This is a genomic window from Rhizobium sp. BK650 (assembly GCF_014195325.1).
Classification (GTDB): domain Bacteria; phylum Pseudomonadota; class Alphaproteobacteria; order Rhizobiales; family Rhizobiaceae; genus Rhizobium.
The window spans coordinates 67,042-86,521 of sequence record NZ_JACIBK010000009.1 but is presented as its reverse complement, the minus strand read 5'-3'; the positions used below and the strand labels follow the sequence as shown (position 1 = coordinate 86,521).

19 protein-coding genes, 1 pseudogene and 1 riboswitch are annotated in these 19,480 nt (G+C 60.0%); of the genes and pseudogenes, 10 read left to right on the top strand and 10 right to left on the bottom strand.

Going from position 1 to position 19,480, the window contains the following annotated elements; translation table 11 throughout:
- On the top strand, nucleotides 1-661 hold a 661-nt coding region (locus FHX15_RS31060), incomplete at its 5' end, for a DUF4082 domain-containing protein (RefSeq protein WP_246779012.1).
- A gap of 76 nt (nucleotides 662-737) precedes the next feature.
- Nucleotides 738-1,925, top strand: a complete 1,188-nt coding sequence (locus tag FHX15_RS21140) for a GTP-binding protein (RefSeq protein ID WP_184400460.1) — start codon at nucleotides 738-740, stop codon at nucleotides 1,923-1,925.
- Between the two features lie 100 nt (nucleotides 1,926-2,025).
- On the opposite strand, the pseudogene FHX15_RS31795 reads toward FHX15_RS21140, so the two are convergent.
- The 5 genes and pseudogenes from FHX15_RS31795 to FHX15_RS21125 all read right to left on the bottom strand — a co-directional run.
- Nucleotides 2,026-2,539: pseudogene (locus FHX15_RS31795) on the bottom strand (amidohydrolase); the annotation flags it as partial.
- Nucleotides 2,540-2,708: 169 nt separating this feature from the next.
- The gene (locus FHX15_RS21135; protein WP_184400322.1) at nucleotides 2,709-2,960 is read right to left on the bottom strand and encodes a hypothetical protein; all 252 of its coding nucleotides are present in this window, start codon (nucleotides 2,958-2,960) and stop codon (nucleotides 2,709-2,711) included.
- Between the two features lie 400 nt (nucleotides 2,961-3,360).
- Entirely contained in the window at nucleotides 3,361-4,545 is a 1,185-nt protein-coding gene (locus FHX15_RS21130) for a YcaO-like family protein (protein WP_184400321.1), read from the bottom strand.
- A complete protein-coding gene (locus tag FHX15_RS31495) occupies nucleotides 4,542-4,676 on the bottom strand; it encodes a hypothetical protein (protein WP_281413823.1) in 135 nt (44 codons plus the stop codon). The genes FHX15_RS21130 and FHX15_RS31495 overlap by 4 nt, the downstream gene beginning before the upstream one ends.
- A gap of 9 nt (nucleotides 4,677-4,685) precedes the next feature.
- The gene (locus FHX15_RS21125) at nucleotides 4,686-5,117 is read right to left on the bottom strand and encodes a helix-turn-helix domain-containing protein (protein ID WP_184400320.1); all 432 of its coding nucleotides are present in this window, start codon (nucleotides 5,115-5,117) and stop codon (nucleotides 4,686-4,688) included.
- A gap of 357 nt (nucleotides 5,118-5,474) precedes the next feature.
- On the opposite strand from FHX15_RS21125, the gene FHX15_RS21120 reads away from it, so the two are divergent.
- Complete coding sequence (locus tag FHX15_RS21120) at nucleotides 5,475-6,758, top strand: cystathionine gamma-synthase family protein (RefSeq protein WP_184400319.1); 1,284 nt, start codon at nucleotides 5,475-5,477, stop codon at nucleotides 6,756-6,758.
- Nucleotides 6,759-6,842: 84 nt separating this feature from the next.
- On the opposite strand, the gene FHX15_RS21115 is transcribed toward FHX15_RS21120, so the two are convergent.
- From FHX15_RS21115 to FHX15_RS21100, 4 genes are all read right to left on the bottom strand, one after another.
- The gene (locus FHX15_RS21115) at nucleotides 6,843-7,796 is read right to left on the bottom strand and encodes a sugar-binding transcriptional regulator (protein ID WP_184400318.1); all 954 of its coding nucleotides are present in this window, start codon (nucleotides 7,794-7,796) and stop codon (nucleotides 6,843-6,845) included.
- 21 nt (nucleotides 7,797-7,817) lie between these two features.
- Nucleotides 7,818-9,284 (bottom strand): FGGY family carbohydrate kinase, encoded by a 1,467-nt coding sequence (locus FHX15_RS21110; protein WP_184400459.1) that lies wholly within the window; start codon nucleotides 9,282-9,284, stop codon nucleotides 7,818-7,820.
- Nucleotides 9,285-9,349: 65 nt separating this feature from the next.
- A complete protein-coding gene (locus FHX15_RS21105; RefSeq protein WP_184400317.1) occupies nucleotides 9,350-10,306 on the bottom strand; it encodes a transketolase family protein in 957 nt (318 codons plus the stop codon).
- The gene (locus tag FHX15_RS21100; protein WP_184400316.1) at nucleotides 10,306-11,115 is read right to left on the bottom strand and encodes a transketolase; all 810 of its coding nucleotides are present in this window, start codon (nucleotides 11,113-11,115) and stop codon (nucleotides 10,306-10,308) included. The genes FHX15_RS21105 and FHX15_RS21100 overlap by 1 nt, the downstream gene beginning before the upstream one ends.
- A gap of 213 nt (nucleotides 11,116-11,328) precedes the next feature.
- Between FHX15_RS21100 and FHX15_RS21095 the strand changes: the two genes are divergently transcribed.
- The 7 genes from FHX15_RS21095 (at nucleotide 11,329) to ribB (ending at nucleotide 18,266) form a co-directional block, all read left to right on the top strand.
- Nucleotides 11,329-12,312, top strand: a complete 984-nt coding sequence (locus FHX15_RS21095) for an ABC transporter permease (RefSeq protein WP_184400315.1) — start codon at nucleotides 11,329-11,331, stop codon at nucleotides 12,310-12,312.
- A gap of 117 nt (nucleotides 12,313-12,429) precedes the next feature.
- Nucleotides 12,430-13,359, top strand: a complete 930-nt coding sequence (locus FHX15_RS21090) for a sugar ABC transporter substrate-binding protein (protein ID WP_184400314.1) — start codon at nucleotides 12,430-12,432, stop codon at nucleotides 13,357-13,359.
- A gap of 27 nt (nucleotides 13,360-13,386) precedes the next feature.
- A complete protein-coding gene (locus tag FHX15_RS21085) occupies nucleotides 13,387-14,865 on the top strand; it encodes a sugar ABC transporter ATP-binding protein (RefSeq protein WP_184400313.1) in 1,479 nt (492 codons plus the stop codon).
- Nucleotides 14,866-14,887: 22 nt separating this feature from the next.
- A complete protein-coding gene (locus FHX15_RS21080) occupies nucleotides 14,888-15,676 on the top strand; it encodes an SDR family oxidoreductase (RefSeq protein ID WP_184400312.1) in 789 nt (262 codons plus the stop codon).
- A gap of 4 nt (nucleotides 15,677-15,680) precedes the next feature.
- On the top strand, nucleotides 15,681-16,418 hold the full coding sequence (gene tpiA, locus FHX15_RS21075; protein ID WP_184400311.1) for a triose-phosphate isomerase: 738 nt from the start codon (nucleotides 15,681-15,683) through the stop codon (nucleotides 16,416-16,418).
- 74 nt (nucleotides 16,419-16,492) lie between these two features.
- A complete protein-coding gene (locus FHX15_RS21070) occupies nucleotides 16,493-17,275 on the top strand; it encodes a glucose 1-dehydrogenase (RefSeq protein ID WP_184400310.1) in 783 nt (260 codons plus the stop codon).
- A gap of 105 nt (nucleotides 17,276-17,380) precedes the next feature.
- Nucleotides 17,381-17,525, top strand: a riboswitch (FMN riboswitch).
- Nucleotides 17,526-17,639: 114 nt separating this feature from the next.
- On the top strand, nucleotides 17,640-18,266 hold the full coding sequence (ribB, locus tag FHX15_RS21065; protein WP_184400309.1) for a 3,4-dihydroxy-2-butanone-4-phosphate synthase: 627 nt from the start codon (nucleotides 17,640-17,642) through the stop codon (nucleotides 18,264-18,266).
- A gap of 73 nt (nucleotides 18,267-18,339) precedes the next feature.
- Here ribB and FHX15_RS21060 read toward each other — a convergent pair whose 3' ends face one another.
- Nucleotides 18,340-19,470 carry a Gfo/Idh/MocA family protein gene (locus FHX15_RS21060; protein ID WP_184400308.1) on the bottom strand — a complete coding sequence of 377 codons (1,131 nt, stop codon included), beginning with the start codon at nucleotides 19,468-19,470 and terminating at the stop codon, nucleotides 18,340-18,342.
- Nucleotides 19,471-19,480: the final 10 nt, after the last annotated feature.

The following is a 19,480-nucleotide window of genomic DNA, read 5'->3' as shown; positions in this document are numbered from 1 at the left end:
CACGGCAACGGCTGCCGACGGCACGGCGCTTCCTTCTTGGCTGAGCTTCAACGCCTCGACACGCACGTTCTCCGGCACGCCGACGACAGCAGGCTCCTACGGCGTCAAGGTCACGGCAACCGATCTCGGCGGCCTTGCTGCCAACGAGACCTTCAATATCAATGCGGCGGTGACCTACAGCCTGTTTTCCGCCTCCAGCACGCCGACCCAGACAAACCTCAACGACAATCAACAGCTCGAGCTCGGCGTCAAGTTCCAGTCGAACGTCGCCGGTGACATTACCGGCATCAAGTTCTATCGCAGCGCCAACGACAACGGCCAGGATGTCGTCGATCTGTGGACGATGACCGGCACCAAGCTTGCCACCGCCACCTTCACCAACACCACGGCGAGCGGCTGGCAGACAGTGAACTTTACAACGCCCGTCACCATCGCCGCCAATACCACCTACGTCGCCTCCTACCATACGACCGGCGCCTATGTGGCGACCAACAATTTCTTTACGACCGCCGTTACCAGCGGACCGCTGACGGCGCCCGCAAGCGGCAATGGCGTCTATGCCTATGGCGGATCCGCTACGACGGGTCTCTTCCCCACCAGCACCTTTAATTCAGCCAACTACTACGCCGATGTGGTCTTCCGGCCGCAGCTTGCCGCATGAAGCATGGAAGAGGTTGAGGGTAAATGAGGCGGAGATGAAGAAAATGCCGCACCAAGGGGAAGGCCATTTTCAAAGAATGCCGACCAGGAGCGACCGGCTACCCGTGACCGTATTCGCCGGCTTTCTCGGCGCTGGCAAGACGACGCTTCTCAGTCACGTCCTGAACAACCGGGAGGGTTTGCGGGTTGCCGTCATCGTCAACGACATGAGTGAAGTGAACATCGATGCCAGTCTCATTCGAGACGGCGGCTGCAATCTGTCGCATACGATGGAAACATTGGTCGAACTCAGCAATGGCTGCATATGCTGCACCCTGCGCAACGACCTGCTGAGCGAGGTACGGCGACTGGCCGGAGAGGGACGATACGACTATCTGTTGATCGAAGGCACAGGCATTGCCGAGCCGCGACCCATTGCAGCAACATTTTCTTTCCGCGATGAAAACGGTGTTTCGCTTTCCGATTTTGCCAGGCTCGACACGATGGTCACTGTGGTCGACGCCGCGAACCTGTTAGCCGACTACCGCAGCGCCGATCTGCTTGCCGACCGCGGCATGCAGCGGGACGGCGAGGATCGCCGCACCCTTATCGATCTCTTGGTCGATCAGATCGAGTTTGCTGATATTGTAGTGATCAACAAGATTTCGGATGCGACGGAAGAGGTCCGAGCGGAGGTCCGCAAGATCGTTGCGTCCCTCAATCCGGATGCGCGCCAGGTTGAGACGGATTTCGGCAAGGTTTTCCTGCCAGCCGTTCTCAATACGGGCCTCTTCAATGAAGAAAGGGCGGCCGCGCATCCTTTGTGGCATAAGGAACTGTACAGTCCGGGCGAGCATGTTCCCGAGACGGAGGAATACGGGGTATCAAGCTTCGTCTACCGCACCAGACGGCCCTTCGATCCTAAGCGGTTTCGCGCATTCCTGGACGAACCCTGGCCAGGTGTGCTTCGCGCCAAGGGTCATTTCTGGCTCGCAACGCGCCCACGCCATGTGGGCCTGATGTCGGCTGCAGGCGTGCAGCGGCGCTGCGAGCCCATGGGGCTTTGGTGGGCGGCGGTTCCCCGGCAGGACTGGCCGAGCCATCAAGAGTTTCATCAGCACCTGCAGTGCCGCTGGGACAACGCCTGGGGAGACCGCCGCCAAGAACTCGTGTTTATCGGGGTCGGCATGGACGAGGCGGGTGTGCGAGCCGCATTGGACGGCTGCCTTGCCAGTGCGGATCCGAGGAATTGGGCAGCCCTCGAAGATCCATTTCCGGCCTGGTAGGGTGGGGCGGCTTTTCAATGGTTGCGCCGCGAGCGCAGACGCGAGAGTTGGGCCCGTCCGAGACGCCTCACTCGTTGAGATAGCGTTCGCTCAAGCGTGCTCACGTAGTCGCACCCACCGTCAGGGATTTGTCTACAAAGTCCTATTTCGAGCTGTGGAGGATCGCGGAGCCGCAGGAAGCTGCCGAGCTTGTGCTCGAGGAAATGCGAAAAATTCTCACTGACCGGGATGAGGTTGCAAAGAGCGACCTTGTCGGCAGCGACAACTCTTCTGCAACCTTGCGGGCGAATTCAGTTCCCGCCTCCGAATTGAAGACGACGGGGTGTCCGCGCGTGCATTCGATTTCTGCGGTTGCGCCATAACCGTCGGCAATCGTCTCAGTGAGCCTGCGAATCCTGGCCTTCCAGCGTGTCACGCACCATCGGATCGAAGGAGCGAATGCTGAGCAGCAGTTTTGCCCTTTCCGTGATGACGTTTGCGCTTCGCCGGCATGGTTCGACCCGACCCGACCGTCACGGCGGCGCTCTACGTGGGTCAATGCTGAGCGGGACGACCGATTGCAGGCTGACGACGAGGTTCCAGGCAACGACCGCCGGATGGGCACGAGGTCTGGAGCGAAGCGGGAGAACCGCTTCCTGAATCGAAAAACAACGGCGGACGCTGAAACTTCGTCATCTGGCAGTTCGCAAAAATCCCTTTCGGCGTTATTCACGTGCAGCCTTTGGGCTTGTCGCCGATTCCCTTTGCTTTGAGCAACGGCTGAAATAAAGGCCGCAATACGGATCAGTGCAGTTCGATATTCACGTCCGTCGGCAACGGTTCCAGACCGGGAAGATCGGTGTCTGTCGCCCTGCGCAGCTCTCGGGTCACCGCGGTCAATGCCAAGTCGAGAGATTGAGCGCCCAGTTCGAGCTTTAAATCTTTCGCTACTGCCCTTGCATAAGTGATCATCCGAGCCAAGGCCACCAGCTCGTCAAGATTATCCGCGGCTGCCGCCGACGCGTACTGAAGTTTTCCCGAGCCTATGATCGACATATCAATTCTCCAGATTACGGAGATGAGCATAAGGACAGTTCGGTGCTAAAGTGCGTGAAAAATGCGTGAAACACGTTACGGCTGTATGGCGGCTTGGCCCTTTGAACGGGCTAGTTGATCCACCCAAAGTGTGGTTTCCGGGAGGTCGCATGGCGATTTTCCGATACGCAAGGCGCCCATACTGGCGGCACTGATATCGTGACATCGGGCGAGAGAGCAAAGAGGATTTCCTTATGCCAAACCCGCCGATCTTTTCAAAAGCACCGTCAACCAGGCCCATAATATTGGCACCATTCTCAACCGCTCTTTGAACATCTCGTGAACGGCAGGCGGCCGAAGAACGATATTTCCCGAGATGTGCTGTGCCGCATCCGGCAAGCCGGGACCGACGAGACTATCTTTACGCGCAGATCGCCTTTGCAAGCGCACGTTTGCCGAAACGATGGAGCCTGTTGCCTTCAGGATTCTCGAGATCGGGAATAAACATTTTCACCACTGAAAATGGCAGGTCCGCGGGCGTCAGAGGCAGGGCGATAACCGAGCCGATGCCGCTGGCGCGAAGTCTGCCGAGCAGTTGGTGCAATAGGGTCGATACACTTCCGGCTGGTCTTTCAGTGGTGGATACGGGGGAAGGGACCGCAAGAAAGGCGCTGCGGGTCTGTGCCGGAAGAGGTGTCTTGAATAATCCCGGCAAGACATCGTCACGGGCGCCGCCGATATAGGTCAGTCTCGACTGAAGCGCTTCGGTTACCGCGCGTATTGCCGCCCGCACCGCCCAGAGATGGGCGCCGCTTCCGCCTGTGACCTCAACGAACCGGAGCGTCGCTTTGCTGTTTATCGTCGGCGGAGCGACGAGCGCCGTATAACAGGGGATGCCGATATCGCTTGTGATATCGAAGAGTTTTGCGACGAGCCCCGCTGCCTCGATCCTGTCGATCAGGCCGGTAAGCGAGGGGTCGGCAAAACTTCTTGGATCGACGCAGCATGCGTCGCGCTTGTCGTCGCTGACGATCTGCCACAGGACCTGGGCATCGCGCTCAATCCGCTCCAGTATGCCATGAAACATTGCCTCTTCCATTGTATTGCCAGAGGCAAGCCCATCAGAGGACATCCAGAACCGATTGTGCCTGGTTCGATCGAGAAGGGCTGCATCCCGTGGAACATGGATGGGCTGGTCGCCTAGCAGCTCCATTGCCAGGCTCCAGGTCAGTTCTTCATCTTCGCTGACGACGTGCTCACCGCTCGCGATCAAACAATCAAGCGGCTCTACATGAGCCTGGCGTCGTAGGTCTCGCGCCGACGATACCGTGTTGATGGTCACGGGGTCGCCAGCCACCGCGCGTTCCAACGCTTCCATCGCCGCCGAGACCTTGGCGTCGATGTCCTCAAGTCCTTTGCCTTGCGCGACGACGATGGAACGCGAGTTTGGCGTGTAGGCGCACCAGACGGGAAGACCGACACAGTCGAGCCCCGTCTGCCGTGACATGCGCGTGATACCCATTGTCCGCAGATAGGGAGCGACACGGGACAATGTGTCCTGCGGCGCAATTGTTCGATCCGAGTAAGGATTGGGGTAAGCGATCATCGCCCCTCAGCGGTACCAAGGATCGAGCGGCTCTGCTCGTCGCCGGGCACCAGAGCCTTGACCGGATAGCGGATCGGGGCGGCCACGCCATCCGTCAGCCGCAGCTCACTAAAGGTCTGGAAATCGATCACGAAAATTCCTCAGGCGCCGGCTTCTGAATGGATGGCATCATCAATGTCAGAAGTTGTGTTCGTGGCGAGGCTCCTGGCCAAGGCTACGAGCTTCTGCCGAATCTCCGGGCTCTCGATTGCCATGAAGGCGCGATTGAGTGCCTGGGCTTCCTTCGACATCAAAAAGGCGTTCACGTCATCGCGGCCATTGCTGACAAGATAGGTGGTAGGCTCTGTGTCATTCTCGAAGAAGAACTGGACCGGAACGCCCAAAATTTCGGCGATAATTTGCAGCCGGCCTGCGCCAATACGATTCGTGCCCTTTTCATACTTCTGGATCTGCTGAAAGGTGACCCCGATCCGCTCGGCAAGTCCAACCTGTGATAGTCTGAGCAGCTTGCGGCGCGCTCGTACCCTGCTGCCAACATAGGCATCAATCGATGTAGGCGATTTGGCCTTCATGGCTGGAACCTCCGCTCACGTATGATCATCGCGACGTTTTCGCCAAAATGCAACCGAAAGTAATCAGAAATTTTGCGAACGGCACCATGGCGCTGGGCAGATGATGCCGAATGGCGCATCTGACGCGCAAGAGGACATTTTCTGCGCCGGGCGAGGAGGGTTCGATGGACAGCATACTGTTCGGCCGAGACCGCTATTGCGGAAATCCACTGGAGTGGATGCAGTTGCCAGCAAATGAGGCGGGGCTGAATAGCAGAAAGCTGAGATAGGGGTGTTTTTCTGTCGCTGCAGCGCTCCAGATATTAATAGAGCTTGGGCACATTGACGCCGGCAAGCCGCCAATTGAGGGAGACTTCCATGACTGCACCGCATCCTCCAAGAACCCATATCGGCAATCATGTTCTGCATCCGGAAACCCAGATGCTGAACTATGGCTATGATCCCGAACTCTCCGAAGGCGCGGTCAAGCCGCCTGTGTTTTTGACGTCCACATTCGTTTTCAACTCCGCCGAAGACGGTCGCGATTTCTTCGACTACGTCTCAGGCCGCAAAGAGCCGCCGGAAGGCAAAGGGGCGGGCCTAGTCTATTCGCGCTTCAATCATCCAAATAGCGAGATCGTCGAAGATCGTCTGGCAGTGTATGAACAAGCCGAGAGCGGCGCAGTGTTTTCGTCGGGAATGTCTGCCATCGCAACGTTCCTGCTTGCCTTCGTCCGTCCGGGAGATGCCATCCTCCACTCGCAGCCACTCTATGGCGGCACGGAAACATTGCTTGCGAAGACGTTTCTCAATTTCGGCGTTTCCGCCGTTGGTTTTGCAGATGGTGTCAGTGAAGCCTCGGTACAGTCCGCTGCCGAGGCGGCGATGGCCAAGGGCCGCGTCTCGGTTATCCTCATCGAGACGCCTGCAAACCCGACCAACAGCCTCGTCGACATCGCGATGATCCGGCAAATTGCCGTTGTGATCGGCCAGAAACAAGGCCATACGCCTGTTGTTGCCTGCGACAATACGCTCCTCGGTCCGGTCTTCCAGCGCCCGATCGCGCATGGCGCGGATATTTCCCTTTATTCGCTAACCAAATATGTCGGCGGTCATTCCGATCTGATTGCAGGGGCAGCGCTAGGCAGCCGGGCGCTCATCAAGCAGGTGAAGGCGCTTCGCGGTGCGATCGGCACGCAGCTCGATCCGCATTCATGCTGGATGCTCGGGCGCTCACTCGAAACGCTGCAGATCCGCATGGAACGGGCAAACAGCAATGCCAAGGCGGTGGCCGATTTCCTCAGGCAGCATCCCAAGGTCGAGACGATTCATTACCTGCCATACAACGATCCCAGCTCCGCCGTCGGCAGAACGTTCGCCGCCCAGTGCAGCGGCGCGGGTTCGACATTTTCTTTCGATATCCGGGGCGGCCAGCCCGCTTCGTTCCGCTTTCTAAACGCGTTGAAAATTTTCAAGCTTGCCGTCAGCCTCGGTGGTACGGAATCCTTGGCCTCGCATCCGGCGACCATGACGCATTCAGGCGTGCCGGCCGAGGTGCGCCAGCGTATCGGCGTTCTCGATGCAACGATCAGACTGTCGATCGGTATCGAACATCCAGATGATCTCATCGCCGATCTCACCCTGGCGCTCGATACGGCGTAAGTCGTAACCACAAGCCTCATTGGCAATCCGAACGCGAGGGCCGCATCAGGCCTGCGGTGGACGCTTGCAGGATAGGCCCGCTATCTAAGTGTCGATCAATCGTTGAGCGGTAAACTTGTCCGTTACCAGCATGTCGATGACGCCGACGCGAAGAGCGCCGGAGATGGCTGCGGTCTTCTTTGCGCCGCCAGCCAGCGCGATGACCCGATCCACCCGCGCGAGGTCTTCGAGCGGCAGGCCGATGACACGGTCGTCCAGCGGCGTTTTCACCGATTTGCCGTATTTGTCGAAGAAACGCAGGGAAATGTCACCGACAGCGCCGGCATCGGCAAGATCGGCAAGCTCGCGTGAAGAGAAGATGTTGCCGGATCGTGCCAGCAGCTCAGACGGCTCGACTGCACCAATGCCGACAATGGCAAGGGTGATGCTGCCGAAGAGATCCATGGTCTCGCGCACGAACGGATCGGACTGCATCAGCAGTTTAGCTTCGCGCGAAGTGGTGACGCCCTGCACAGGCAAGAGCTTCGGTTCTGCCCCGGTCAGACGTGCCAGACGCGTGGTCAGCTGTGTAGCATGCGTCTGCACCGACGGGTCGCCCATGCCGCCGAGCGTCTGGACGACATATTTCGCCTGAGCGCTTTTTTGCGGATGGATGTTCTCGACCATCTTGAAGATCGTCTGGCTCCAACTCGACACACCGATGATCTCGCCGGGTGAAAGCGTAACCTCAAGCAGATGGGCAGCCGCTTCGCCGATGCGGGCCATGATGGCGCCGTCCCGGTCTTCGCTACATTCAACGACAATCGCCTCAGGCAATTGGAACTTATCGCGCAATCGGCCTTCAAGTTCACTATAAGTACCGACCGGGGGAATAACGCTCGTGCGGACGATGTCTTCCGCCTCGGCCCGCTTCAGCATGCGCGATACGGTCGCCTGGGAAAGGCGCAGATGCTCGGCGATCTCCGCCTGCCGCCGTCCTTCGATGTGGTACATCTGAGCCACTCTTGAAATCAGGCGGAGTTCGTTGAGACGGGACATGGGTGATACCGGCTTGAATTTTTATTCACATTTAACCGGTGTCGGTCGCGACGTCGAGCGGGCCAGCGCATCATTCCATGTATTCAGAAGACCGGTCCGATCGCTCTCCTCGGGGCGGATTACGTGTGCGCTTCTCGGGAGCGCTTCGATCGTGTCGAGATCTTTCCACAGACCGAGCGAAAGCCCGGCGAGATAGGCGGCTCCGAGGGCGGATGCCTCCGGCGTTTCGCACTGGATCACGGCATGCTCGATCAAGTTCGACACGCACTGCATCAGGAAGCGGTTCTGGCTCGGACCGCCGTCGACATAGAGAGCGCCGAGTTGGCCGCCGCTCTGGGCGCGCATGGCGGCGATCACGTCATGCACCTGGCAAGCGATCGAATCCGTCACCGAGCGGGCCATCTGGGCGCGGGTCGTGGAAAAGTTGATCTGAGCGAAGAGAGCCCGGGCGTCGGAATTCCAGTAGGGGGCGCCGAGGCCGACGAAGGCCGGCACAAATCCCGGTCCGCCCGGCTCGGCTTTCGCCGCAAGGTCGATGAGGGCGGCGACATCGGGAAGGCCGAGAATGCCTGCCATCCAGGGAAGGCTTGCTGCCGAAACGAGAATGTTGCCTTCCAAGGCGAAGGTCGGCACGCCGGCGATCCGCCAGGCGACTGTGGTGGTGATGCCGTTTTGCGGCGCGATGAAGCGCGGCAATGTCGTCATTACGGAGGAGCCGGTTCCGAATGTCACCTTACCATCGCCGGGCTTGAAGGCGCCATGACCGAAGAGCGCCGCATGGCTGTCGCCGATAGCGGATCGGATCGGCGTGCCGTCCGGGATACCGGGAAGGCCGCGCGTCGTGCCGAAATCGGCAGAGCTGTCTAGCACTTCCGGCAACAAGGCGATATCGACGCCAAAGATTTCGCCAAGCTCTGCGCTCCAGACCTGCCCATTGAGATCGAATAGCTGGCTGCGGGCGGCATTGGAGGCATCGCAGACGTGGCGGCGCCCACCCGTCAGGCAATGGATCAGCCAACTGTCGACGGTGCCGAGGCGTACCCGGCGCCCGGCTGGCACGCGATCGAGCAGCCAGCGGAATTTCGATCCGGGAAACATCGGGTCGAGTGGAAGGCCGGTCAGCGTTTCCACGCGGTCGAGATGACCTTCGGCGATCAGGCGCTCGCAGTCGGGCGTCGTGCGGCGGCATTGCCAGCTCACCACCGGGCCCAGTGCTTCGCCGGTCTCGCCATCCCAGACCGTGACGGATTCACGCTGGTTGGAAACTGCCACCGCCTCGACAGTGATGTCGGAAATCTTCTTCAGGCAGGCTTCGATCGCTTCGCAGACAGAGGCAAAGATGCGGCGAGGATCCTGCTCGACCCAGCCCGGTTGCGGATAGGAGATGCCGACGGCGGCCGAGCCTCTGGCAAGCACTTCTCCGGTTTCGGAAACCAGCACTGCCTTCGAATTGGTAGTGCCCTGGTCGATCGCCAGAATAGCGCGCATCATCTTCTCCTCAAACGAACGGCCGGGGCGGATGCGCGCCCCGGTGCAATAGACCTGCTATCAGATTATTTGCGCTTGATCAGCGCCTCGGCCGCATCGGCGATCGCTGCTGGCGCCATGCCGAATTCGTCGAGCAGGAATTCGGCGGAACCTGTTGGCGCATAGATACCAGGAACACCAAGCCGCTTCATTGGCACGGGTGCGTTGTCGACGACGACTTCGGCGACGGCGGAACCGAGGCCGCCGAAGATCGAATGCTCTTCCGCCGTCACGATCGCGCCAGTCTCGTTGGCCGCCGCAATGATGGCGGCCTCATCGATCGGGCGAACGGTCGCCATGTTGAGCACGCGCGCCTTGATGCCGCGTCCGGCCAGGATTTCGGCGGCCTTCATCATGCGGTGGGTCAGCGTGCCGTTGGCAATCAGCGTGACATCAAGGCCTTGACGCAGCAGGTTCGCCCTGCCGACTTCGAATTTGTGACCTTCAGGCAGCAGATCCGGAACGCCGACGCGCGACAGGCGCAGGAAGCAGGGACCATTGTAGGCTGCGGCCCACTCGACGGCGGCGGCAGTCTCGATGCGATCGCAAGGGGCGATCACGGGCAGATTCGGCAGCACGCGCGTCCAGGCGAAATCCTCGATCGAATGATGGGTCGGGCCGAGTTCGCCGTAAGCCATCCCCGAGGAAATGCCAACGAGCTTGACGTTGGCATTGGAGTAGGAAATGTCGGCCTTGATCTGCTCAAGAGATCGGCCAGTCAGGAACGGCGAGGCGCCGCAGACATAGGGCAGGCGGCCGCCATTGGCGAGACCGGCGCCGACGCCGACCATGTTCTGTTCGGCAATGCCGACATTGACGAGGCGCTCCGGGAATTTCGACTTAAAGCCGCCGAGCTTGGAGGAGCCGACCGAGTCGTTGCAGACCGCGACGATGGCTTCATTCTCGGCGGCCAAGCGCTCGAGCGCCGCGGCAAAGGCATCGCGGCAGTCGTAGAGCTTCGGTGGGGTTACGGGCGCGTTCATTAGAGTGCCTCCGACAGTTCTGCCAATGCGGTTTCATACTGTTCCTTGCTCGGAACCTTGTGATGCCAGTCGACGCGATCCTGCATGAACGAGATGCCGTGGCCCTTGTTTGTGTGCGCCACGATGCAATGGGGACGGTCGGAGCGATGCTCGAGAGCGGGCACGATCGCGTGCATGTCGTTGCCGTTGATTTCGCTGACCTCCCATCCGAAGGCCTCGAGCTTGGGGCGAAGCGGTGCGACATCGTTGGTGTCCGAGAGCGAAGCGCCCTGCTGGAACCTGTTGTGGTCGATGATCAAGGTCAGGTTGTCCAGGCGGAACTGGTATGCTGCCATGATGGCTTCCCAGTTGGAGCCTTCCTGCATCTCGCCGTCGCCGGTGATGACATAGGTATGGTACTTCGAACCCGAGAGTTTTGCCGCCTTGGCCATGCCGACGGCAACCGGCAGCCCGTGTCCGAGCGGGCCGGTATTCGTTTCGACGCCCGGCACCTTGTTGCAGTTGGGGTGGCCGTTCAGGCGGGAGTGCGGCTTCAGGAAGGTCGAGATCTCCTCTTCCGGAATAAAGCCGCGCTTGGCGAGCACGACATAAAGCGCGCAAGCCGTATGGCCCTTCGACAGCACGAACCTGTCGCGATCGGGATGCCTGGGCTGATCGGGCCAGACGGACAGCACCCGAAAATACAGCGCAGTGAGGAGATCGATCACCGACATCTCGCCGCCAATGTGGCCGGCGCCCGCCTCATATACGGCTTGGAGATCGCGCAGACGTATCTGGCGAGCAACACGTTCAAGTTCGGAAGGCTCCATCGTTTCCTCTTGTGAATAAATATTCATTAAGTTATATTTTTGCATATGAGCGAGCTTAGTCAAGCCCCTAGTTGATCATCCAGCCACCGGGCATCCGCGGAAAGCTAGTTGACAGCATCTAGGCAAGTTGTTAATGAATTTTCCAGCAAGCATGAATAAATATTCTTGCGTGAAGGAATAATGGCCGCCGGCCTTGATCTTTAGGGAGGAACGATGGTGGCGATCGATGTGAATGAGCAGAGCCGTCCGTCCGGCACGTGGGTTAGCAAGCTCACGGGAGCAACCGGACCGCTTATCGGCCTGCTTTTGCTCTGCCTGTTCCTGACCTTCAGCACAGATGCATTTCTCTCCGTCCGCAATGGCCTGAATATTCTCGACCAGATCACGGTGCTCGGGATCATGGCAGTCGGCATGACCTTCGTAATCCTGATCGGCGGCATCGACCTTTCGGTCGGTTCGGTCCTGGCTCTCGCGATGATGGTGATGGGCTGGACGGCGAATGTCGCGGGGCTGCCGCTTGGCCTCGGCATCGTGGCGGCGCTCGTTGCCTCGCTGATCAGCGGCCTGATCGTCGGCATCATGGTCACCTGGTTCAGGGTCCCCGCCTTTATCGCGACGCTTGCGATGATGTCGGCTGCGCGCGGCGTGGCGAACATGATCACCGACGGCCAGCAGATCGTCGGCTTCCCCGACTGGTTCATGATGCTGGCGATCGACCGTCATTTCGGCATCCTGACTGCAACCGTCTTCCTGATGCTGGCTGTGGTCGCCGCTGCCTGGATTTTCCTGCACTTTCGCGCAGAAGGCCGCATGCTCTACGCGGTCGGCGGCAATCCGGAAGTTGCTCGCCTTGCCGGCATGAACGTGCAGCTAGTGACTATTCTTGTGTACATGGCGAGCGCCGTCCTTGCAGGTCTTGCCGGTATCGTTCTTGCCGCCCGCCTGGACTCGGTTCAGCCGTCCAGCGGTTTCGGCTACGAGTTGGACACGATCGCAGCCGTCGTCATCGGCGGGACGTCTCTGTCGGGAGGTGCGGGCGGCATTGGCGGGACGTTGATCGGCGTCCTGATCATCGGCGTTCTACGCAATGGCCTCAACCTGCTCAACGTCTCACCCTTCCTGCAGCAGGTCATCATCGGCGTCGTCATCGTTCTGGCGGTCGGTGCGGAAACGATCCGCAAGCGGCGGGCTGCCTGATCGTTCGGCCCGCAGATCATGCGGGCCGCCAGAATTTCCTCTCCGAAAGGTTTGGAGCGGATCTATCGCCCGAGGGGGAGGATAACCCACGGGTTCATTAACAACGGAGGAACTGACATGAAATTTGCGCGTACTCTGCTCGCGTCTGTTGCCCTGCTTGGCCTCAGCCTCGGATCCGCCCAGGCGGCCGAAGTCAAGAAGCTCGGCCTTGCTGTGGCAAACCTGCAGGCAAACTTCTTCAACCAGATCAAGCAGTCCGTCGAAGCTGAAGCCAAGAAGCGCGGCATCGAGGTCGTCACCGTCGACGCCAAGGGCGATGGCCCGACCCAGGTCAACCAGATCCAGGACCTGCTGACCCAGGATATCGACGCGCTGATCTACATCCCGGCAGGTGCTGCTGCAGCCAGTGTGCCGGTCAAGCTCGCAAAGCAGGCCGGCATTCCGGTCGTCAACGTCGACCGCAACGCTGAAGGCGCTCCGGGCGATACCTTCCTGGCGACCGATTCCGTCGCCTCGGCAAAGGCGGTTTGCGACTACATCCTCAAGGAAGCCGGCGGCAAGGGCAAGATGGTCATCATCCATGGCCAGAAGGGCACGACGCCGGAACTGGATCGTACCAAGGGATGTCAGGAATCCCTGAAGGCCTATCCGGATGTCAGCGTCGTCGCCGAGCAATATTCCAACATGTGGAGCCAGGACGAGGGCTTCCAGATCATGCAGAACATGCTCCAGTCGAATTCGGATGTCTCGATTGTCTTTGCCCAGGCAGATGGACTGGCGCTCGGTGCGGCCCAGGCGATTAAGGTCGCCAATCCGTCGCAAAAGATCGTGGTCGGCGGTTTTGACGGGGATACGGCTGCACTCGAAGCCCTCAGTAAGGGTGTGTTCAACGTGACTGCGACACAGCAGACGCAGAAGATGGGCCGCGATGCAGTGGAGAACGCGGTCAAGCTCGCTGCGAAGGAAAAGGTGCCGCCGGTCCAGCTGCTGGATGCCACCCTGACGACCAAGGAAAACGTGGCAGGCTTCATCGCCAACCATCCGTAATCAGCCGAAATCGTTAGGAGGTGTGTTGTGAGCGAGCCGGTTTTATCCCTGAGGGGCATATCCAAGCGCTACGGACCGCTCCAGGTTCTGAAGAATGTGGACCTGGACGTCTACCCCGGCGAGGTGGTCGCACTGCTCGGTGAAAACGGCGCCGGCAAGTCGACGCTGTCCGGGATCATTGCCGGATCGCGCACACCGTCCGCCGGCTCGATGACATGGCTGGGGCAGACTTATGCCCCGGCCGCTCCACGCGAGGCGATCGACAAGGGCGTCGTGCTGATCCATCAGGAACTGCAGCTCCTGCCGCATCTTTCCATCGCCGAAAATGTCTTCATCGGCCGATGGCCAATGAAGAATGGCGTGGTCGACCGCACCCAGATGGTTCGCCGTGCGCAGGAGCAGCTTGCGCGGCTGAACCTGCACATTCCCGCCACCCGAAAGGTAGCCGGTCTCTCGACCGCCAATCAGCAGCTGATCGAGATCGCCAAGGCTTTGGCGCTCAATGCCAAGCTCCTCATCCTGGATGAGCCGACTGCCGCCCTTGGCGGGGCGGAGACGGAAGCCCTGTTCGAGCAGGTGCGCAAGCTGCGCTCGGAAGGTGTCGGCATCATCTACATCTCCCATCGCATGGAAGAGATCAAAAAGATTACCGACCGCATCGTCGTGCTACGCGACGGAGAGCGCGTTCATGAATTCGCCGACAGTTCGACGCCGGTGCGCACGATCGTCGAAAGCATGGTTGGTCGCTCGCTTGATCGCATGTTTCCTACCCTTCCGGAGCCCACGAGCCGCCCCGTACTCGAGGTGTCTGGCCTGACGTCGCCTGACGGCTCCTTCCGTGATGTGAGCTTCAATGTTCACGCGGGCGAGATCCTCGGCATTGCCGGTCTCGTCGGTGCCGGCCGCACCGAGCTTGTGCGGGCGATTACCGGGGCGGATCCGATCGGCGCCGGCTCGATCAGGCTCGAAGGCGAGGCGCTCAAGCTGCGCAGCCCCGCGGATGCGATTGCCAAGGGTATCGTCATGGTCCCGGAAGATCGCAAGGATCAAGGCCTCGTCGTCACACATAAGATCAGCGAGAACATCATCTACGCCAATCTGGACAAGCTTGGCGGGCGCTGGCTGACCTCGGGCATGAAGCGTGTTTTTGCCGAAAAGGCGGTAACGAAGTTTGGCGTCAAAGGACGTGCTGAGCAGTTTGCTTCCGACCTGTCGGGCGGCAATCAGCAGAAAGTCGTCATTGCCAAATGGCTGATGCGCGATCCCAAGGTCGTAGTGCTGGACGAGCCGACGCGCGGCATCGATGTCGGCGCCCGTGCTGGCATCTACGATATCATCGTCAACCTTGCCAGGCAGGGTGTCGCGGTCATCGTCGTGAGTTCCGACCTCGAAGAGGTTCTCGGCGTGTCGAACCGCATTCTCGTGCTGGCACAGGGCAAGCAGGCAGGCATTTTGAAGCGTGACGAGGCGAACGACGTCTCGGTCATGGAACTGGCGACAATCTAAGTAAAGACAGAAAGGAAGAGCGGTGTCCGACATCTCTCTGAACGCACCAAAACTATTCGATCTCAGCGGTCAGGTCGCCATCGTAACCGGCGCCGGCAGCGGCATCGGGCAAAGGATCGCGATCGGTCTTGCCCAGTGCGGCGCCGACGTGGCGCTTGTCGATCGCCGCACCGATGACGGCCTTGCCACTACTGCCAGCCATATTCGTGCCGCTGGTCGCCGCTCGATCGAGATTGCCGCTGATGTCACCAGCAAAGGGTCTCTGGCGGATGCCGTCGGCCGTACTGAAGCCGATCTCGGGGCTCTTTCGCTTGCCGTCAATGCAGCAGGGATCGCCAACGCCAATCCCGCCGAGGAGATGGAAGAGGACCAGTATCAGACGCTGATGGACATCAACCTGAAGGGTGTCTTCCTGTCCTGCCAGGCCGAAGCGCGCGCCATGCTGAAGCACGGTCGCGGCTCCATCGTCAACATCGCCTCCATGTCCGGCGTTATCGTCAACCGGGGCCTCAGCCAGGCGCATTACAATGCCTCCAAGGCCGGGGTGATCCACATGTCCAAGTCGCTTGCGATGGAATGGGTCGGGCGCGGTATCCGCGTCAACACGATTTCGCCGGGCTATACCGCAACGCCGATGAACACCCGCCCGGAGATGGTGCATCAGACCAAGCTCTTCGAAGAACAGACGCCGATGCAGCGCATGGCGAGTGTCGACGAGATGGTCGGTCCCGCCGTCTTCCTGCTGTCGAATGCCGCAAGTTTCGTGACGGGTGTCGATCTGCTCGTCGACGGCGGCTTCTGCTGCTGGTGATACGATGCGCAGGCTGGTTGCAGGCAATTGGAAAATGAACGGTCTCATCTCCTCCCAAGCTGAGATCGAGGCGCTGAAGGGGCTAACGGGCGGGGTGGCGTGCGATATCGTCGTCTGCCCGCCCTTCACGCTGATCGATCGCGCGGTCGAGGGGGTAAAAGGTTCGAACCTGGTCATCGGCGCGCAGGATTGCCACGCGCAGTCGTCGGGTGCCCACACGGGCGAAATTTCTGCCGAAATGCTTGCCGATCTCGGCGTTCGCTATGTCATCCTCGGACATTCCGAACGCCGTGTCCTGAACGGCGAGGACGATGAGGTTGTCCTGGGGAAGGCGCTTGCCGCGCATCGAGCAGGTTTGATCTCGATCGTGTGTGTCGGTGAGACACGCCATGAGCGCGACGAAGGCCGGGCAATCGAAGTGGTCGGCGAACAACTGCGGGGATCCGTCCCTAAGGGTGCTACCAGCCGAAATCTCGTCATAGCCTATGAACCCGTCTGGGCGATCGGAACCGGACTGGTGCCGACCAGCGAGCAGATCGAGGAGGTTCATGCTGCGATCCGGCAGATGCTGGAAGAGCGACTGGGCGATGACGGCCATTCGGTCAAGATACTCTATGGCGGCTCGGTCAAGGCATCCAATGCCGCGGTGATTTTCGGCCTTCGCAATGTGGACGGAGCGCTGGTCGGTGGCGCTTCGCTGAAGGCCTCGGAATTCGCAGGGATTATTTCGGCAGCCGTGTGAAGTCTGAGTGCGGAGACAAGTGTCGCCGCTGGAGATCGGTGCGCTCACGCCGGCACCGTTGAAAGGAAAAGAGAATGCAACGCTTCGAAAACAAGACCGTCGTCATTACCGGGGCAAGTCGCGGCATTGGTGCAGCGATTGCCAAACGCTTTGCGCGCGAAGGTGCCAATCTCGTGGTCTCGGCCAATGAGGAGAGCGTGCATACCGTTGCCGAACAGATCCAGGCCGATGGCGGAAAGGCGATCTCTTTCGTTGGAGACGTCACTGACAAGGCAAGCGTCAAGGCCCTTTACGACGCAACCGAGCAGGCATTCGGCGCAGTCGACGTTTCCATTCAGAATGCCGGCGTCATCACCATCGCCCGTATCGAGGATATGACCGAGAGCGAGTGGGACAAGGTCATGGCCGTCAACACTAAGGGCGTGTTCCTCTGCGCCCAGGAAGCGATCGCCCGCATACGCAAGCACGGCCGCGGCGGCCGTATCATCAACACGGCCTCCGGTCAGGCGCGCGACGGCTTCATCTATACGCCGCATTATGCCGCCTCGAAGATGGGCGTCGTCGGTATCACCCAGAGCCTTGCCAAGGAAGTTGCGACCGATGGCATTACCGTCAACGCCTTCTGCCCCGGCATCATCGAAACCGACATGTGGGCCTATAACGATCAGGCGTGGGGCAAGTTGCTGGGCAACTACGCACCCGGCGAGCTGATGAAAGAATGGGTCGAGGGCATCCCGATGAAGCGCGCCGGATCGGGCGAAGATGTCGCCGGCCTTGTCACTTTTCTTGCAAGCGATGACGCGGCCTATATCACCGGCCAGACCATCAATGTCGATGGAGGGCTGATCATGTCCTAGCGCTGTTCGACAATTGGAAACGGTGCTTTCATCACCAGAAGCAATTCCCGTGGTGTGATCTGCAGCGTACCTCTTGCGGAACGAGCCAATCATCATTTATCTAAGCAATGTTCTCAGGGCGGGGTGCAATTCCCCACCGGCGGTATCGAGGCAACTCGGAGCCCGCGAGCGCCTTCGTGGAAGCGAAGGGTCAGCAGATCCGGTGAGATGCCGGAGCCGACGGTTACAGTCCGGATGGAAGAGAGCAACGCAGAGGACGCCGCTCGGCAGCGGCGTTTCATATGCTTGTTCGCCCAAGGGAAAATGGTGGCTTTTGACAGGCCATGAATGCCGCTCACGCGGCTAACCCTTGAAAGGCAGAGAAATGGCAATTTCCAAAATCGAAGATGCGATAGCCGCGATCGCGCGGGGCGAGATCGTAGTCGTCGTCGATGATCGCGATCGGGAAAACGAGGGCGACCTTATTATTGCATCCGAAGCAATCACCCCGCAGGCGATCGCCTTCATGATGAACTATGCGCGTGGTCTCATCTGCGTGGCCATGGAAGGCGAGCGGCTGGACGAACTGCAGATCCCGCAGATGGTCCCCAACAATACCGAACTCTTGAAGACAGCGTTCACCGTCTCGGTCGACTATATCCCGGAAACGACGACCGGTATTTCGGCAGCTGACCGCGCTGCAACCGTTCGCGCGCTCATCGGGAAGAATTCCCGCCCCGAGGATTTTGCCCGGCCCGGCCATATCTTCCCGTTGCGGGCGCATCCGAACGGCGTGCTTTCTCGACCCGGCCACACCGAGGCTGCTGTCGATCTGGCAAGGCTTGCCGGCCTGTCACCGTCTGGCGTCATCTGTGAAGTGGCCAATGATGATGGCACGATGGCGCGTCTGCCCGAGCTTGAGCAGTTTGCCGAACGGCATGGCCTCCACCTGATCACTATCGAGGATCTCATTGCCTATCGCAGCGTGAGCGCGGCTGGTAAGGCCGCCTAGCTGCCACCGTGCGGTAAGAGCCCTGTCGATTCGAAGAAGGCCCAGTGCGGGCCTTCTCTGTTTCACGGTGTCGTCAGACGACGAGTGCTAGCGTCGGCCCCTGATCGCCGCCCTTGCTTTCCAGCTCCTGGCCGACCGTGCTCTCCGGGGTGTCGGGGGCCAAGAGGTTGAACTCCCGGCGTTCTTTCTCAGACACGATCGCAAGATCGATCACCTTCTGCAGGTTGGCGGCGTGGCGGAAGGTAGGATCGTCCTGCTTACCGGTTGCCACGGCTTCGGCGAAGCGCTGATAGTTAGTCAGAACCGGTGGCACCTGGATCTCACGCCAGGTGGCGCTTTCAATATCGTCGCCGAGGCAGCCGCGAAGATCCGAACCATTGGGGCGGTGGATGACTTCGAGACTGCCCTTCTCGCCATAGATGCGCAGCTTCAGCTCGTTCAAATGTCCGGTCGCCCAGCGGCTGGCATGGATGACCCCGAGCGCGCCATTGGCGAAATCGACCGACATGGTGAAACTGTCATTGGCATCGAGCCTATATTCGCCGATCTGACCGCCCGGCGCCTTGTTGAATGTCTTCAGCCGCGCAAAGACGTGATCGATGTCGGTTGCAGCGCCATAGGCGGCGAAATCGAGGATGTGGATGCCGACATCGCCGAGCACGCCGTTCGATCCGTGACCGGTGGACAGACGCCACAGCCAGCGCGATTCCGTGCGCCAGTCGCCCCAGGCGCGCGACACGAGCCAGCTCTGCAGGTAGGAGGCTTCCACATGCTTGATCGTGCCGAGTTCGCCTGACAGCACCATCTCGCGGGCGCGCTGCAGTGGTGCGACATTGCGGTAAGTGAGGTTGACCATATTGATGACCCCGGCCGCTTCCGCGGCTTCCGTCATTTCCAAGGCGTGCGCATAGTTTTCCGCCAGTGGCTTTTCGCAGAAGACGTGCTTGCCTGCGGCGATAAGCGCCAGGCTGGTTGCGTGGTGGACGCGGTCGGGCGTGACGTTTGTCGCAGCATCGAATTCGCCCCAGGCGATCGCCTCGTCGAGCGTGCTGAAGCGTTTTTCGATGTTGAAATGATCGGCGAATTCATTGAGCCGGATCCGATCCGTATCGACGGCGCCGACCACTTCGACACCATCGATCGCGAGGAAGCTCGCAACCTGGCTTTTGGCCATGGTGCCTGTACCGAGAACGAGTAGACGCATTGGCTCTCCT

Excerpts from the sequence above, each read along its gene's own strand:
- FHX15_RS21140 (WP_184400460.1), top strand. The coding sequence starts at position 738 with ATGCCGACCAGGAGCGACCGGCTACCCGTGACCGTATTCGCCGGCTTT.
- FHX15_RS21135 (WP_184400322.1), bottom strand. The coding sequence starts at position 2,960 with ATGTCGATCATAGGCTCGGGAAAACTTCAGTACGCGTCGGCGGCAGCC.
- FHX15_RS21130 (WP_184400321.1), bottom strand. The coding sequence starts at position 4,545 with ATGATCGCTTACCCCAATCCTTACTCGGATCGAACAATTGCGCCGCAG.
- FHX15_RS21125 (WP_184400320.1), bottom strand. The coding sequence starts at position 5,117 with ATGAAGGCCAAATCGCCTACATCGATTGATGCCTATGTTGGCAGCAGG.
- FHX15_RS21120 (WP_184400319.1), top strand. The coding sequence starts at position 5,475 with ATGACTGCACCGCATCCTCCAAGAACCCATATCGGCAATCATGTTCTG.
- FHX15_RS21115 (WP_184400318.1), bottom strand. The coding sequence starts at position 7,796 with ATGTCCCGTCTCAACGAACTCCGCCTGATTTCAAGAGTGGCTCAGATG.
- FHX15_RS21110 (WP_184400459.1), bottom strand. The coding sequence starts at position 9,284 with ATGCGCGCTATTCTGGCGATCGACCAGGGCACTACCAATTCGAAGGCA.
- FHX15_RS21105 (WP_184400317.1), bottom strand. The coding sequence starts at position 10,306 with ATGAACGCGCCCGTAACCCCACCGAAGCTCTACGACTGCCGCGATGCC.
- FHX15_RS21100 (WP_184400316.1), bottom strand. The coding sequence starts at position 11,115 with ATGGAGCCTTCCGAACTTGAACGTGTTGCTCGCCAGATACGTCTGCGC.
- FHX15_RS21095 (WP_184400315.1), top strand. The coding sequence starts at position 11,329 with ATGGTGGCGATCGATGTGAATGAGCAGAGCCGTCCGTCCGGCACGTGG.
- FHX15_RS21090 (WP_184400314.1), top strand. The coding sequence starts at position 12,430 with ATGAAATTTGCGCGTACTCTGCTCGCGTCTGTTGCCCTGCTTGGCCTC.
- tpiA (WP_184400311.1), top strand. The coding sequence starts at position 15,681 with ATGCGCAGGCTGGTTGCAGGCAATTGGAAAATGAACGGTCTCATCTCC.
- FHX15_RS21070 (WP_184400310.1), top strand. The coding sequence starts at position 16,493 with ATGCAACGCTTCGAAAACAAGACCGTCGTCATTACCGGGGCAAGTCGC.
- ribB (WP_184400309.1), top strand. The coding sequence starts at position 17,640 with ATGGCAATTTCCAAAATCGAAGATGCGATAGCCGCGATCGCGCGGGGC.
- FHX15_RS21060 (WP_184400308.1), bottom strand. The coding sequence starts at position 19,470 with ATGCGTCTACTCGTTCTCGGTACAGGCACCATGGCCAAAAGCCAGGTT.